Annotated in this window: 14 protein-coding genes and 1 pseudogene; 8 read left to right on the top strand and 7 right to left on the bottom strand. The window is 70.7% G+C overall.

The features are described 5' to 3' along the window. Positions 1-198 precede the first annotated feature (198 nt). From tilS to ACIQVI_RS25155, 7 genes and pseudogenes are all read left to right on the top strand, one after another. A complete protein-coding gene (gene tilS / locus ACIQVI_RS25125; RefSeq protein WP_121832387.1) occupies positions 199-1,242 on the top strand; it encodes a tRNA lysidine(34) synthetase TilS in 1,044 nt (347 codons plus the stop codon). 41 nt (positions 1,243-1,283) lie between these two features. Further along, positions 1,284-1,823 (top strand): hypoxanthine phosphoribosyltransferase, encoded by a 540-nt coding sequence (hpt, locus tag ACIQVI_RS25130; protein WP_121832400.1) that lies wholly within the window; start codon positions 1,284-1,286, stop codon positions 1,821-1,823. Positions 1,824-2,006: 183 nt separating this feature from the next. After that, positions 2,007-4,028 carry an ATP-dependent zinc metalloprotease FtsH gene (gene ftsH / locus ACIQVI_RS25135; protein WP_351971861.1) on the top strand — a complete coding sequence of 674 codons (2,022 nt, stop codon included), beginning with the start codon at positions 2,007-2,009 and terminating at the stop codon, positions 4,026-4,028. A 98-nt stretch (positions 4,029-4,126) separates the two neighbouring features. Continuing rightward, positions 4,127-4,735 carry a GTP cyclohydrolase I FolE gene (gene folE / locus ACIQVI_RS25140; protein ID WP_121832389.1) on the top strand — a complete coding sequence of 203 codons (609 nt, stop codon included), beginning with the start codon at positions 4,127-4,129 and terminating at the stop codon, positions 4,733-4,735. 91 nt (positions 4,736-4,826) lie between these two features. After that, positions 4,827-5,795, top strand: a complete 969-nt coding sequence (locus ACIQVI_RS25145; RefSeq protein WP_403599647.1) for a hypothetical protein — start codon at positions 4,827-4,829, stop codon at positions 5,793-5,795. A 53-nt stretch (positions 5,796-5,848) separates the two neighbouring features. Beyond that, positions 5,849-6,088: a hypothetical protein gene (locus ACIQVI_RS25150; protein ID WP_403599650.1), complete on the top strand. Its 240-nt coding sequence runs from the start codon at positions 5,849-5,851 to the stop codon at positions 6,086-6,088. A 37-nt stretch (positions 6,089-6,125) separates the two neighbouring features. Further along, positions 6,126-6,682, top strand: a pseudogene (locus tag ACIQVI_RS25155) (IS5 family transposase); the annotation flags it as partial. Here ACIQVI_RS25155 and ACIQVI_RS25160 read toward each other — a convergent pair. The 6 genes from ACIQVI_RS25160 to ACIQVI_RS25185 all read right to left on the bottom strand — a co-directional run bounded on the left by ACIQVI_RS25160 (position 6,682) and on the right by ACIQVI_RS25185 (position 11,566). Then, entirely contained in the window at positions 6,682-7,158 is a 477-nt protein-coding gene (locus tag ACIQVI_RS25160) for a DUF3180 domain-containing protein (protein WP_351971766.1), read from the bottom strand. The pseudogene ACIQVI_RS25155 and the gene ACIQVI_RS25160 overlap by 1 nt on opposite strands. Positions 7,159-7,205: 47 nt before the next feature. After that, positions 7,206-7,805: a 2-amino-4-hydroxy-6-hydroxymethyldihydropteridine diphosphokinase gene (gene folK / locus ACIQVI_RS25165; RefSeq protein ID WP_386367812.1), complete on the bottom strand. Its 600-nt coding sequence runs from the start codon at positions 7,803-7,805 to the stop codon at positions 7,206-7,208. Continuing rightward, positions 7,802-8,161: a dihydroneopterin aldolase gene (gene folB / locus ACIQVI_RS25170; protein WP_030219416.1), complete on the bottom strand. Its 360-nt coding sequence runs from the start codon at positions 8,159-8,161 to the stop codon at positions 7,802-7,804. The genes folK and folB overlap by 4 nt, the downstream gene beginning before the upstream one ends. A 134-nt stretch (positions 8,162-8,295) precedes the next feature. Continuing rightward, complete coding sequence (locus ACIQVI_RS25175; protein WP_121832393.1) at positions 8,296-8,775, bottom strand: nuclear transport factor 2 family protein; 480 nt, start codon at positions 8,773-8,775, stop codon at positions 8,296-8,298. Then, positions 8,772-9,632, bottom strand: coding sequence for a dihydropteroate synthase (gene folP, locus ACIQVI_RS25180; RefSeq protein ID WP_403599655.1), 861 nt, complete (start codon positions 9,630-9,632; stop codon positions 8,772-8,774). The genes ACIQVI_RS25175 and folP overlap by 4 nt, the downstream gene beginning before the upstream one ends. A gap of 89 nt (positions 9,633-9,721) precedes the next feature. Then, positions 9,722-11,566 (bottom strand): phosphatidylglycerol lysyltransferase domain-containing protein, encoded by a 1,845-nt coding sequence (locus ACIQVI_RS25185; RefSeq protein WP_403599658.1) that lies wholly within the window; start codon positions 11,564-11,566, stop codon positions 9,722-9,724. A gap of 165 nt (positions 11,567-11,731) precedes the next feature. Between ACIQVI_RS25185 and ACIQVI_RS25190 the strand changes: the two genes are divergently transcribed. Beyond that, the gene (locus ACIQVI_RS25190; RefSeq protein ID WP_403599661.1) at positions 11,732-12,844 is read left to right on the top strand and encodes an alpha/beta hydrolase; all 1,113 of its coding nucleotides are present in this window, start codon (positions 11,732-11,734) and stop codon (positions 12,842-12,844) included. An 18-nt stretch (positions 12,845-12,862) separates the two neighbouring features. Here the strand turns inward: ACIQVI_RS25190 and ACIQVI_RS25195 are convergent, their stop codons facing one another. Continuing rightward, positions 12,863-13,828, bottom strand: coding sequence for an ABC transporter ATP-binding protein (locus ACIQVI_RS25195; protein WP_121832397.1), 966 nt, complete (start codon positions 13,826-13,828; stop codon positions 12,863-12,865). Positions 13,829-13,957 lie beyond the last annotated feature (129 nt).

The following is a 13,957-nucleotide window of genomic DNA, read 5'->3' on the forward strand; positions in this document are numbered from 1 at the left end:
GACGGACGGCACCAGAACACCGGCGGACACTCCGCCAATCACCCGTCCGAGGGACCCTGAGCACGGGGTGAGGCGTGCAATGCTCGGGTAACGGCCGGGTTTCTGTCACCATCGACGCACTCTGAGTGACCGAACCCCCCCTTCCGACCGTTAAGACTCCGACCGAGGCACCCCACCCCATCACGAAGGGCACCGGACATGGGTCCCCATCCTGCGGTCGCGGCGATACGCCTGGCGGTCCGCCGCGTACTCCACGACCTCCTCGACGAACACCGCGCCGCACACCCGACGGCCGCTCCCCCCACCGCACCCGACGCGCACACCCCCCTCGCCCCCCTCGTCCTCGTGGCCTGCTCCGGAGGCGCCGACTCCATGGCGCTCGCCTCCGCCCTCGCCTTCGAGGCCCGCAAACTCCCCGTGCGCGCCGGCGGCATCACCGTCGACCACGGCCTCCAGGACGGCTCCGACACCCGGGCCGCCGAGGTCGCCGAACGCATGACCGCGCTCGGCCTCACCCCCTCCGAGGCCGTCGCCGTCACCGTCGGCCGCGAAGGAGGACCCGAAGCCGCCGCCCGCGACGCGCGCTACGCCGCCCTCGACGCCGCCGCCGAACGCCACGGCGCCGCCGCCGTCCTCCTCGGCCACACCCGCGACGACCAGGCCGAAACCGTCCTCCTCGGCCTCGCCCGCGGCTCCGGAATCCGCTCCCTCTCCGGCATGGCCGCCGTCTCCGGCGCCACCCGCCGCTACCGGCGCCCCTTCCTCCAGCTCGACCGCCAGACCGTCCGCAAGGCCTGCGTCGCGCAGGAACTCGCCGTCTGGGACGACCCCCACAACACCGACCCCGCCTACACCCGCTCCCGACTCCGCCACGAAGGCCTCCCCGCCCTGGAGAAGGCCCTCGGCAAAGGCGTCGTCGAAGCCCTCGCCCGAACGGCCCAGCTCTCCCGCGACGACGCCGACGCCCTCGACACCTGGGCCGCCGACGCCGAGACCGCCGTACGCGACGAGGCCGGCGCCCTGGAGTGCGCCAAACTCTTCGGACTGCCCCCCGCCGTGCGCCGCCGCGTCCTGCGCCGCGCCGTCATCGCCGAGGGCGCCCCCGCCGGATCCCTCTTCGCCCGCCACATCGAGGAAGTCGACCGCCTCGTCACCGGCTGGCGCGGCCAGGGGACCATCAACCTGCCCGGCCGCGTCGAAGCCCGCCGCCAGGGTGGCAGACTGGTCATCCGGCAAGGCTGACGCACGCTGCAACGAAAGTGACCCGGGTGAACGAGAAGGACATGGGCACCGACCTCCAGTCGGTGCTCATCACCAAGGAAGAGATCGACGCCAAGCTGGCAGAGCTGGCCGCGAAGATCGACACGGAATACGCGGGCAAGGACCTGCTCATCGTCGGCGTCCTCAAGGGCGCCGTGATGGTGATGGCGGATCTGGCTCGCGCCCTGTCCACCCCCGTCACCATGGACTGGATGGCCGTCTCCTCCTACGGCGCCGGCACCCAGTCCTCCGGCGTCGTCCGCATCCTCAAGGACCTCGACACCGACATCAAGGGCAAGCACGTCCTGATCGTCGAGGACATCATCGACTCCGGCCTGACCCTCTCCTGGCTCCTGTCGAACCTCGGCTCGCGCGAACCCGCCTCCCTGGAGGTGTGCACCCTGCTGCGCAAGCCCGAGGCCGCCAAGGTCGCCATCGACGTCAAGTGGATCGGCTTCGACATCCCCAACGAGTTCGTCGTCGGCTACGGCCTCGACTACGCCGAGAAGTACCGGAACCTCCCCTTCGTCGGCACGCTCGCCCCGCACGTCTACGGCGGCTGATCCCACGGCCGTACGGGGAACCCGCACCGCCTTCCCTCCGTTGAACCACGGGAAGGCGGTCGCGGGCGACGATGCTGAGGTACCGTCCGAAGAACAGCTTTTTCACACCGCAGTACTCACAGCAGCTCTCACAGCAGCATTTTCCTACGGGCAGGAGGGACGGAGCGCTATCGCTCCGTATGGATGGACGTGAAGCGATACTTCCGTGGGCCGGTCATGTGGATCGTGCTGGCCGTCCTCGCCGTGGTCGTGCTGATGCAGGTCGTCGGCTCGTCCGAGGGCTACAAGACGGTGGACACCGGCAAGGTCGTCCAGGCGATCGACAAGAACCAGGTCAAGCAGGCAAAGATCACCACCGGTGACGAGCAGCTCATCAAGATCGAGCTCGTCGACGGCCAGAAGATCGACAAGAGCGACAAGATCCAGGCCAGCTACATCGGCAGCCAGGGCGTCGCCCTCGCCGACAAGCTCCAGGAGAAGTTCGAGGCCGGACAGATCGAGAAGGGCTACACCGTCTCCCCGACGAAGCAGTCGCCCTTCGTCTCGATCCTGCTCTCCCTCCTGCCCTTCGTCCTCATCGTGGTCGTCTTCCTCTTCCTGATGAACCAGATGCAGGGCGGCGGCTCCCGCGTCATGCAGTTCGGCAAGTCCAAGGCGAAGCTCATCACCAAGGACACCCCGAAGACCACCTTCGCCGACGTCGCGGGCTCGGACGAGGCCGTCGAGGAACTCCACGAGATCAAGGAATTCCTCCAGGAGCCCGCCAAGTTCCAGGCCGTCGGCGCCAAGATCCCCAAGGGCGTCCTGCTCTACGGCCCGCCCGGAACCGGCAAGACGCTCCTCGCGCGCGCCGTCGCCGGCGAGGCCGGGGTCCCCTTCTACTCGATCTCCGGCTCCGACTTCGTCGAGATGTTCGTCGGCGTCGGCGCCTCCCGGGTCCGCGACCTCTTCGAGCAGGCCAAGGCCAACGCGCCGGCCATCGTCTTCGTCGACGAGATCGACGCCGTCGGACGCCACCGCGGCGCCGGCCTCGGCGGCGGCCACGACGAGCGCGAGCAGACCCTCAACCAGCTCCTCGTCGAGATGGACGGCTTCGACGTGAAGGGCGGCGTCATCCTGATCGCCGCCACGAACCGCCCCGACATCCTCGACCCGGCGCTCCTCCGCCCCGGCCGCTTCGACCGGCAGATCGCCGTCGACCGCCCGGACATGCTGGGCCGCCTGGAGATCCTCAAGGTCCACCAGAAGGGCAAGCCGGTCGCCCCGGACGTCGACCTCGGCGCCGTCGCCCGACGCACCCCCGGCTTCACCGGCGCGGACCTCTCCAACGTCCTCAACGAGGCGGCGCTCCTCACCGCCCGCAGCGACCAGAAGCTGATCGACAACAAGGCGCTGGACGAGGCGATCGACCGCGTGGTCGCGGGCCCGCAGAAGCGGACCCGCATCATGTCGGACAAGGAGAAGAAGATCACCGCGTACCACGAGGGCGGCCACGCCCTGGTCGCGGCGGCCCTGCCGAACTCCGACCCGGTCCACAAGATCACCATCCTGTCCCGGGGCCGCGCCCTGGGCTACACGATGGTCCTGCCGGAAGAGGACAAGTACTCCACCACCCGCAACGAGATGCTCGACCAGCTGGCGTACATGCTGGGCGGCCGCGCGGCCGAGGAGCTCGTCTTCCACGACCCGACCACGGGCGCGGCGAACGACATCGAGAAGGCCACGACCACCGCCCGCGCGATGGTCACGCAGTACGGCATGACCGAGCGTCTCGGCGCGATCAAGTTCGGCGGCGACAACACCGAGCCCTTCCTCGGGCGCGAGATGGCGCACCAGCGCGACTACTCGGAAGAGGTCGCGGCGCTGGTCGACGAAGAGGTCAAGAAGCTCATCGAGACCGCGCACAACGAGGCCTGGGAGATCCTCGTCGAGAACCGCGACGTCCTCGACAACCTGGTCCTCGCCCTCCTGGAGAAGGAGACCCTCGGCAAGGAGGAGATCGCGGAGATCTTCGCCCCGATCGTGAAGCGCCCGGCCCGCCCGGCGTGGACCGGCTCCTCCCGCCGCACCCCCTCCACGCGCCCGCCGGTCCTCTCCCCCAAGGAGCTGGCCCTGACGAACAGCGCGAACGGCTCGTCCGCCACGGTGGACACCACCAAGGGCCTCGACATCGCCCCGGTGGACCCCCCGTCCCCGGAGGACTGACCGTCCCGGCGGACCCGGAATGGATACCGCGCCCCCACAGGTTTTAGCCTGTGGGGGCGCGGCCATTCGCGCACACAGGCATACGGAACGAGGCAAAGATGACCGACCCGGTGACCCTGGACGGCGAGGGCAGGATCGGCGACTTCGACGAGAAGCGCGCCGAGAACGCCGTACGAGAGCTCCTCATCGCGGTCGGCGAGGACCCGGACCGCGAGGGCCTGAGGGAAACGCCGGCGCGGGTGGCGCGGGCGTACAAGGAGCTTTTCGCGGGGCTGTGGCAGAAGCCCGAGGACGTGCTGACGACGACGTTCGATCTGGGGCATGACGAGATGGTCCTGGTGAAGGACATCGAGTTCGTTAGCAACTGCGAACATCATCTCTTGGCATTCCATGGGGTGGCCCATGTCGGCTACATCCCGGCCGAATCCGGAAAGATTACAGGTCTTTCCAAGCTTGCGCGCCTCGTGGACGTATTCGCGCGTCGGCCTCAGGTTCAGGAACGCCTGACGACGCAGATCGCTGATTCCCTTATGCGAATCCTTGATGCGCGGGGTGCAATCGTCGTCATCGAGGCGGAGCACATGTGCATGTCGATGCGAGGCATCCGCAAGCCGGGTGCCAAGACGACGACCTCGGCGGTACGTGGGCAACTTCGTGACGCTACTACACGTGCCGAGGCCATGTCCTTGATACTGGCCCGCTCGTAGCGGGCCGCCCGTACGGGTCCATACCGTCCCGATCAGTGGGGTTGATCGCTGATCGGGAGGGATCGGTATGAGGTACGGGCCGACCAGCAAGATGCTGGTGAACCTGGTCGACGGCTGCGTCCAGGCCAAGAACGTGACTCCGGGCAGTGCGATGTGGACGCTGGACGGCGACCGGACGGTCCGGACCACGGTCGTGGACGTGACGGCGGTGAAGGCGCGCACCGCCGTCGACGTGGTGACGGACCACATGACCTTCACCACCAGCCCGGACCTGCTGCTGTGCACGCCGGGCGGCTGGGTGCACGCGGCCGACGCGGCAGGGAAGACGGTCGCCTGGACGCCTGCGCGGAAGCTGTGCCGGGAGCGGCTGACGATCAAGCCGGGGTACGAGTTCGGGTACTTCGTCGGAGCCACCTGCGCCGACGGAACGGTCGGCAAGAACTACGTGTCGCTGATCGTGAATGACAAAACTTTCGCAGCCCGGTACGCAACCGCGCTGACGGCTTGCACCGGTCTCCCCGCCCGTCTTGAGGCAGTGACCCGGCCGTCCGGCTACCTGAAGCGGGATCTGCCGGGCTTCCGTGTGCGGGTGGTCTCCTCGTACCTCTCCGATGCATTGCGGCATTACGTGGGCGGGGACGCCCATCACATGCGACAGGGCTTTCCACGAGTAGTCCTCAGGGACGCCGATACCCTCCAGGGCTTTCTGGACGGATACATCGAGGGCGATGGCTGCAACCTCAAGCACGGTTGGGGCCGCATGATCGTCAGCGCCAATGCCCCGTTCCTGGCGGAGCTGGCACAGATCATCGGCGCCCGCTTCTCTCCTTCGAAAGGAAAGACGGCCTCACAGTTGTATGTGTCGAACCGCTGGGCCTACCGCAACACCTTCGCCCCCGAAGAGCACCCCCTCGACCCGCCCGAGTCCTCCTGGATCAAGGTCCACGAGATCCGCCCCCGCCCCGCCCTAGGCACCAAGCCCTTCACCTTCTACGGCTACCGCCTCGCCCCGTACCCCACCTTCCTCCTGAACGGGCACCTCGTGCGGGAGGCCCGGTGAGGGGGCCGGTTGTCGGGACCAGGGCGTTCCGAGGGGCGTGGGAGCATCTCGGTATGCGTCTGATCGCTGACGGCAAGACGCCGGCCCTGAGGTCGGTGCTGGTGGATGTTCTGAGGACGGACGACGGCTATGCCTTCGAGGCGGTGGCCCCGTTCTTTCTGTGGGCGGGTGAGTGCGTCGCGTTCGAGGACGACGGGCTGGTCGTCGTGCGGGTGAGTGGCGAGCGGGTCGGGTGCGCGGGCCACTGGTCGACCTGGTGCCGGCCTGAAGCAGGCCCGTCGGAAACCGCCTAGGGCGTGGCTCTTTGGTCAATTGGTCAGTCGATCGGACATGTCTGTCCGGTTGGTGATCACTGATGCGATGTGGGGCCGGATCGAGCCGCTGATGCCGGCTGATCCGGTCCGTGGGCGGTGGTGGGCCGATCACCGCCGAACCCTTGAAGCCATCGCGTGGAAGTGCCGCACCTGCTCACCCTGGCGTGACCTGCCGGACGAGCTTGGCTCATTCCAGACCGCTCACAGGTGACTCTTCAGATGGGCTGCGGACGGCACCTGGAAACGCATTCTTGCCGCGGTTCTGGCAGCGGTCGACGACGTTGACACCATCGGCTGGATCGTATCGGTGGACTTCACCGTCTGCCGAGCTCACCGGCACGCTGCCGGAGCCAGGAAAAGGAGCTCCAGACCAGGCCGAACCCGAAGACCACGCGCCAGAACGCTCCCGAGGAGGACTGAACGGCGGAGGTCCACCTTGCTGGCGACAATCATGCGCGGCCGTTGGCCGTCCGCGTCACCGCTGGCCAGGTCGGTCACCGCCTTCGTCGCGGCAGGGCCGGCGGTCGACCGCCCGCTTTCGACGCCGAGGCGTACAAGCAGCGCAACGCGGTCTAGGCCGCCGACGGCCCGTCGTCGTCGTCCTCCGGCAGCTTGCAGACGCGTTCCAGGAAGAAGGCGGAGGCGATGACGGCCAGGCCCGCCAGGACCGCGAGGGCGGCGTGGAGGGCCTGGTCGCGGCGGGCCGGGACGTCGAGGGAGCCGAGGAGGAAGACGCCCGTGCCGCCGTACATGCCGGCGACGAGGGCGGCGACCAGGGCGCTGGCCTGGCCGAAGACCACCGCGCGGGCCGCCATCAGGGGTTCGACGCCCTTGGCGCCGGGGCGGCGCTCCCGCTGGGCGCGGAGGCGGGCGCGGAGGGAGAGGGCGGTCGCGGCGAGGACGACGGCGATGACGGCGAGGACGATCGGCGCGGCGACCGGCACGCTCGGGAGGGTGCCGACCGCGTCCCAGAGGCGGGCGCCGCCCCAGGAGAGGATCCCGGCCGCCAGGAACAGTCCGGCGAGCACCTTCAGCCGCAGTTGTTTCACCGGGTGTCCTTCACGTGGTCGCGGGCGGTCTGCCACGAGCCTAACGACTACTCGGGCAGACGGAGTTCCAGGTCGGTACGGAGGGTGACGCCCTCGTCGCCGACGGAGGAGAGGAGCCCGGCGACCGGTCCGTGGCCGGGGAGCTGGGCCTCGGGGTCCACGTCGTGCCAGGGGGCGAGGACGAAGGCGCGCTGGTGGGCGCGGGGGTGGGGCAGGGTGAGGACGGGGTCGTCGGAGACCACGTCCGCGTACGCGACGATGTCGACGTCGATGGTGCGGGGCCCCCAGCGCTCCTCGCGGACGCGGTGGAAGGCCTCCTCGACGGCGTGGGCGCGCTCCAGGAGGGAGGAGGGCGGCAGGGTCGTCTTCACGAGGGCGACGGCGTTGAAGTACGAGGGCTGGCTGCCGGGGTCGACGCCCCAGGGCTCGGTCTCGTACACGGGGGAGACGGCCTTGACCCGGAGGCCGGGGGTGTCGGCGAGGGCGTCGACGGCGCCCTGGAGGGTCTCCAGGCGGTTGCCGAGGTTGGCGCCGAGGGCGAGGACGGCCCAGCGGGGGTTGGAGAGGGTGGTGTCGGCGGCGTCGACGGTCTCGACGACGGAGGCGGGTACGGGCTGGACGGTGGGGTCGCTGTGCGTCGCTTTCATCGTCGGCTCCGGGTGATCGTGACGGTGACGTCGTCGAAGGGCACGGTGATGGGCGCGTCCGGCTTGTGGACGACGACCTCCACCTCCTGTACCCCGGCGTGGCTCAGGCACTGCTGGGCGATGCGTTCGGCGAGGGTTTCGATCAGGTCGACGGGCTCGCCCTGGACGACGTCGACGACCTCCTCGGCGACGATCCCGTAGTGGACGGTCTTGGAGAGGTCGTCCCCGGCGGCGGCGGGGCGGGTGTCCAGGCCGAGGGTCAGGTCCACGATGAAGGTCTGTCCCTCCTCGCGCTCCTTGGGGAAGACGCCGTGATGGCCCCGGGCCTTGAGGCCGCGCAGCGCGACACGATCCACGCGAATCACTCCTGCTGTCGTAGTTCGGGTGGCCACGCAGCCGGGTGCGGACGGCCGGGTGTCCGTCGTCGAATCTACCCGCGAGGACCGACAGGGCGTGTCCGCGGGGGGCCGGGGGAGGGGTTCGCCGCAGGTCAGACGGGTGGTTCGAGGTCGTCGGGGGCGGTTTCCGCGTCGTCGGGGCCGTCGGTGTCGGCGAGGACGGGGGAGGCGTGGTGGGACCAGACGCGCCAGCCGTCGGGTGTGCGGCGGAACACGTTGGTGGCGACGACGAGCTGTCCGACGAGGGGTCCGAGTTCGGCGCCGTCCTCGGCGGGGCCGCCGCTGAGGATGTTCTCGGTGCAGGTGACGAGGGCGGTGTCGCCGGCCAGGGAGATCTTGAGGTCGGTGAGGAAGAACTGGATGTACTCGGTGTTCGCCATGATCAGGGCGTACGAGCGGAGGACCTCGCCGCGGCCGGTGAGGACGGGCCAGCCGGGGTGGACGCAGGTGACGGGGACGGTGTCGTCGTCGAGCCAGAGGCCGGAGACGGTGTCGAAGTCGCCGGTCTCCATGGCCTCGTAGAAGGCGGTGTTGGCGGCTTCGACGGCCGCTTCGTCGGTGGCGGGGGTCACCTGGCTCCTTCGACCGCGCGGGCGACCCGGACGGCGTCGGCGGTGGCGCGGACCTCGTGGACGCGGACGGCCCACGCGCCCGCGTGGGCGGCGAGGGCGGAGACGGCGGCGGTGGCGGCGTCGCGTTCGCGCGCGGGGGGCGGGGCGGCGCCCTCGTGGGCGAGGACGTGGCCGAGGAAGCGTTTGCGGGAGGCGGCGACGAGGAGGGGGCGGCCGAGGGCGCGCAGCTCGGGGAGGTGGGCGACGAGGGCCAGGTCGTGCGGGGCGAGCTTGGCGAAGCCGAGGCCGGGGTCGACGACGATGCGGTCGGGGTCGACGCCGCCGTCGACGACCGCCTCCAGGCGGGTGCGGAGTTCGGTGACGACTTCGGTGACGACGTCGTCGTACACGGCGAGGTCGTTCATGGTGTCGCTGAAGCCGCGCCAGTGCATGACGACGAAGGGGACTTCGGCGGCGGCGACAGCGGGGACCATGCCGGGGTCGGCGAGGCCGCCGCTGACGTCGTTGACGAGGACGGCGCCGGCGGCGACGGCGCGGGCGGCGACGGTGGCGCGCATGGTGTCGACGGAGACGGTGACGCCTTCGGCGGCGAGGCCCCGGACGACGGGGACGACGCGGCGGAGTTCCTCCTCCTCGTCGACGCGGGGGGCGCCGGGGCGGGTGGACTCGCCGCCGACGTCGATCAGGTCGGCGCCTTCGGCGGCCAGGTGGAGGCCGTGTTTGACGGCGGCCGTGGTGTCGAACCAGCGGCCGCCGTCGGAGAAGGAGTCGGGGGTCACGTTGACCACGCCCATGACCGCGCAGCGGTCCCACTCCGGCAGGCCCCGGGCCGTGCCCCGGCCGATCGTCGTACTCATGGGACCAGCGTAGGGCCTGCCCGGGGTTCGGGGCCGGGGCCGGGGGTCCGCCGGAGGGGCCCCGGGGCGGGTGGCCGGGCCGCGCGGGGTCAGGCCGCGCGGGCCTCGTGTTCGGCGGGGCGGGCCGGGGTGAGGTGGGTGCAGGGGCGGGGGGCCGGGGCGGGGCGGCGGCGGGTGAAGGGGCGGGGGAGGGAGAGGTTCACGAAGCCCTCGGCCTGCATGGCGGCGAAGCCGATGCGGGGGAGGTCGCGGCTGGTGCGGTAGACGACGAAGCGGGGTTCCCAGCGCGGCCGGAACTTGGCGTTGAACTTGTAGAGGGACTCGATCTGGAACCAGCGGGAGAGGAAGACGAGGAGTCCGCGCCAGAGGCGGAGGACGGGTCCGGCGCCGATCTTCTCGCCCCGGGCGAGGGCCGCGCGGAACATGGCGAAGTTGAGGGAGACGCGGCTGATGCCGAGGGCGGGGGAGGCCTGGAGGGCGGCGACGATGAGGAGCTCGTTCATGCCGGGGTCGGCGGAGCGGTCGCGGCGCATGAGTTCGAGGGACATGCCGTCGGGGCCCCAGGGGACGAAGTGGATGATCGCCTTGAGGTCGCCGTAGGGGGTCTCCGTGCCGTCCTCGTCCTCTTTGTGGGCGGTCGCTATCACCGCGTCGCCGTCGCCGGGGGCGCCGATGCGGCCGAGGGCCATGGAGAAGCCGCGTTCGGTGTCGGTGCCGCGCCAGTCGGCGGCGGCGCGGCGGACGCGTTCGAGTTCGGCGTCGTCGAGGTCACGGACGCGGCGGACGCGGGTGGTGTAGCCGTTGCGTTCGATGCGCTTGACCATCTGGCGGACGTTGCGCATGGCCCGGCCGGAGAGGGAGAAATCCGCGACGTCGACGACCGCCTCGTCGCCGAGTTCGAGGGCGTCGAGGCCGGTCTCGCGGGTCCAGACCTGGCCGCCGGTCTCGGAGCAGCCCATGACGGCGGGGGTCCAGGAGTGGATCTTGGCTTCGTCCATGAAGCGTTCGATGGCGCCGGGCCAGGCCTCGACGTCGCCGATGGGGTCGCCGCTGGCGAGCATGACGCCGGAGACGACGCGGTAGCAGACGGCGGCCTTGCCGCTGGGGGAGAAGATGACGCCCTTGTCGCGGCGGAGGGCGAAGTGGCCGAGGGAGTCGCGGCCGCCGTGCTGGTCGAGGAGGGCGCGCAGCCGGGTCTCGTCGTCGTCGGTGAGGCGGGCGGCGGGGTGCTCGGGGCGGAAGGCCAGGTAGATGGTGGTGAGGGCGGTGAGCATTCCGAGGGCGCCGAGGGAGTAGCCGACGGTCCAGTCGACGCCGTGGGTGTAGCCGACGGGGCCTTCGACGCCGAGGAGTCCGTACAGGACGTGTTCGAGGCGGTCGGTGAGGCTGGGGCTGCCGATGACGCGGCGCGGGTGGGCGCTGACGATGACGAGGCCGAGGCCGATGGAGCCGGCGCCCATGACGACGAAGTTGGCGAGGGCGCGCCAGCGGCTGCGGGGGTCGGGGAGGGCGGCGAATTCGCCGCGGTGGCGGATCAGGAGGGTGAGGAGGGCGAGGGAGAGGAGGGCGCCGAGGACCGAGTGGCGCCAGACGAACTGGGCGGTGGCGCCGAGGGGGAGGAGGACGACGGCGGCCCGCCAGGCGCGGCGCTTGTGGCGCTTGAGGCCGTGGGCGAGGAGCAGGAGGAGGACTCCGGCGCTCAGGGAGAGGGCGGCGGAGAGGGGTCCGAGGGTGCCGGGGAGGACTTCGGCGACGGCGTGGACGCGGCTGGCGCGGAAGCGGGGGAAGACCCCGGCGGCGATGTCGAGGAGGCCGATGAGGGTGCAGGCCGTGCCGACGAGCGAGGGGACCTTCTCGGGTCGGGGGCCGCGCAGGATCCGGCGTACCCGAACCGGAACCAATCCTCTTTTGTCCCCATCTACCGTGACAGACATGGCTTCCCGTACTTCCCGTGGTCCTGCGCAGGGTCTTTGACTCCGGTCGGGCCCTGCGGCGCGTTCGGCGGGCCGTTCCGGCTGGTGCGCCTTCTAGGACGGCGCCGTACGGGGCCGGGTTCATCGGTTCACAGGAAATTCTCGGAAAGAAGGCTCGGTCGACTCATGGGTCTCACCAGTACCAAGGTCCTCGTGCTGGCGGTCGTGGTGGCCGTGGTGCTGTTCCTGGCCACGGTTTTGCTGTGGCCGCGGCTCGCGCGCGGCGGGTGGCGGTCGGTCGCGGGCCGGGTGGGTCTGCTGTTCGTGACGCAGGTGACGCTGTTCGCGGCGGTGGGCCTGGCGGCGAACCGGTCGTTCCTCTTCTACGGCTCGTGGGCCGATCTGTTCGGCCAGGAGCAGGACATGGGCGTGGTCGTCGACCACACGGCCGGTTCGAAGGACCTGCGGGTGGTGGGGACGCAGGTGATGGACGTGCCGGGCGGCGGGCGTCCGGAGGTCGGCGGGCAGATCCAGAAGGTCGTGGTGGCGGGGGAGCGGTCGGGGATCGTCTCGCCGGCCTACGTGTACCTGCCGCCGGAGTACTTCCAGGAGCGGTACGCGAAGCGGACGTTCCCCGCGTCGGTGGTGCTCACGGGGTATCCGGGGACGGCGGAGAACCTGATCAAGGGTTTGAAGTACCCGAGGACGGCGTACGAGCAGGCGAAGCGGGGCCGGATGCAGCCGATGGTCCTGGTGATGCTGCGCCCGACGGTGGCGCCGCCGCGGGACACCGAGTGCGTGGACGTGCCGGGGGGTCCGCAGACGGAGACCTTCTTCGCGCGGGACCTGCCGAAGGCGGTCTCGGAGACGTACCGGGTGGGGACGGAGCCGCGGAACTGGGGCTTCATGGGGAACTCGACGGGGGCGTACTGCGCGCTGAAGATCGCGCTGCACCATCCGGACCGGTTCGCGGCGGGGGCGGGCTTCTCGGCGTACTACCGGGCGGCGGAGGACGTGACGACCGGTGACCTGTTCCGGGGGGACGACCGGCTGCGCAAGCGGGCGGACCTGCTGTGGAGCCTGGACCACCTGCCGCAGGGGAAGTCGTCGTTCCTGGTGACGTCGTCGCTGAAGGGCGAGGACAACCTGAAGGGGACGCGGGAGTTCGTCCGGAAGGTGAAGAGCCCGGCGGACGTCTCGTCGATCGTCCTGGAGAGCGGCGGCCACAACTTCAACACGTGGAACCGGGAGATCCCGCCGGGGCTCGTGTGGATGGGCGGGAAGCTCAGCGCGGACTGATCCCGGGGGCGCCGGCGGTCACGCGGCCGAGGCCCGGCGCAGGGCGCGGTGGACGCCGGCCGGGGTGAGGACGCCGAGGGGGCTGCCGTCGGCGCCGGTGACGGTGAGGCGTCCGGTGTCGTGCTGGAGGAGCACGGCGAGCGCCTCCTTGAGGGACGTGCCGAGGGGTACGGGGGCGGGGTCGCCGTTTCCGGGCGCTCCGGCGGGCACGGGGTCGAGGTCGGCCTCCGTGACGGGGGTGACGGCGAGCCGCTTGAGGCCGCGGTCGCTGCCGACGAAGTCCGCGACGTACGGGGTGGCGGGGGAGCCGAGGACGGTGGCGGGGGTGTCGAACTGCTCGATGCGTCCCTGTCCGTAGACGGCCATGCGGTCGCCCATGCGGACGGCCTCCTCGATGTCGTGGGTGACGAGGAGGACGGTCTTGCGGACGGTGGCCTGGAGGGCGAGGAACTCGTTCTGGAGGCGTTCGCGGACGACGGGGTCGACGGCGCCGAAGGGCTCGTCCATGAGGAGGACGGGCGGGTCGGCGGCGAGGGCGCGGGCGACGCCGACGCGCTGGCGCTGGCCGCCGGAGAGCTGGGCGGGGTAGCGGGAGCCGTATGTGGCCGGGTCGAGGCCGACGAGGTCGAGGAGTTCGGCGGCCCGCGCGCGTGCCGCCGCTTTCTTCCATCCCAGGAGGGAGGGGACGGTCGCGGTGTTGTCGAGGACGGTGCGGTGGGGGAAGAGGCCGACCTGCTGGATGACGTAGCCGATCTTGCGGCGCAGGGCGACCGGGTCGACGCCCGCGATGTCCTCGCCGTCGACGAGGACGCGGCCGGAGGTCGGTTCGACGAGCCGGTTCACCATCATCATCGTGGTCGTCTTGCCGCAGCCGGACGGGCCGACCAGGGTGACGAGTTCGCCCTCGGCGACCTCGAAGGAGAGGTCGTCCACGGCGGTGGTGCCGTCGTCGTACCGCTTGGTCACGTGCTCGAACCGGATCATGGTTCCCCATTCTGGCCCCTGGGCGGCGGGGGTGTGTGAAGGGCGTGTTGCCGCATTGTGGCGGATCTCGGGGATTGTCGGTGGCGGGGGTTAGGGTCGTCCACACATGCGTTCGGGTAGGTGGAGGCC

This window comes from Streptomyces sp. NPDC098101 (assembly GCF_044760185.1).
In the GTDB taxonomy this organism is placed as follows: Bacteria; Actinomycetota; Actinomycetes; order Streptomycetales; family Streptomycetaceae; genus Streptomyces.

Coding starts and splice junctions, on each gene's coding strand:
- tilS (WP_121832387.1), top strand. CDS start 199: ATGGGTCCCCATCCTGCGGTCGCGGCGATACGCCTGGCGGTCCGCCGC.
- folP (WP_403599655.1), bottom strand. CDS start 9,632: ATGAGTACGACGATCGGCCGGGGCACGGCCCGGGGCCTGCCGGAGTGG.
- ACIQVI_RS25190 (WP_403599661.1), top strand. CDS start 11,732: ATGGGTCTCACCAGTACCAAGGTCCTCGTGCTGGCGGTCGTGGTGGCC.
- folK (WP_386367812.1), bottom strand. CDS start 7,805: ATGAAAGCGACGCACAGCGACCCCACCGTCCAGCCCGTACCCGCCTCC.
- ACIQVI_RS25145 (WP_403599647.1), top strand. CDS start 4,827: ATGCTGGTGAACCTGGTCGACGGCTGCGTCCAGGCCAAGAACGTGACT.
- hpt (WP_121832400.1), top strand. CDS start 1,284: ATGGGCACCGACCTCCAGTCGGTGCTCATCACCAAGGAAGAGATCGAC.
- ACIQVI_RS25185 (WP_403599658.1), bottom strand. CDS start 11,566: ATGTCTGTCACGGTAGATGGGGACAAAAGAGGATTGGTTCCGGTTCGG.
- ACIQVI_RS25195 (WP_121832397.1), bottom strand. CDS start 13,828: ATGATCCGGTTCGAGCACGTGACCAAGCGGTACGACGACGGCACCACC.
- folE (WP_121832389.1), top strand. CDS start 4,127: ATGACCGACCCGGTGACCCTGGACGGCGAGGGCAGGATCGGCGACTTC.
- ACIQVI_RS25150 (WP_403599650.1), top strand. CDS start 5,849: ATGCGTCTGATCGCTGACGGCAAGACGCCGGCCCTGAGGTCGGTGCTG.
- ftsH (WP_351971861.1), top strand. CDS start 2,007: ATGGACGTGAAGCGATACTTCCGTGGGCCGGTCATGTGGATCGTGCTG.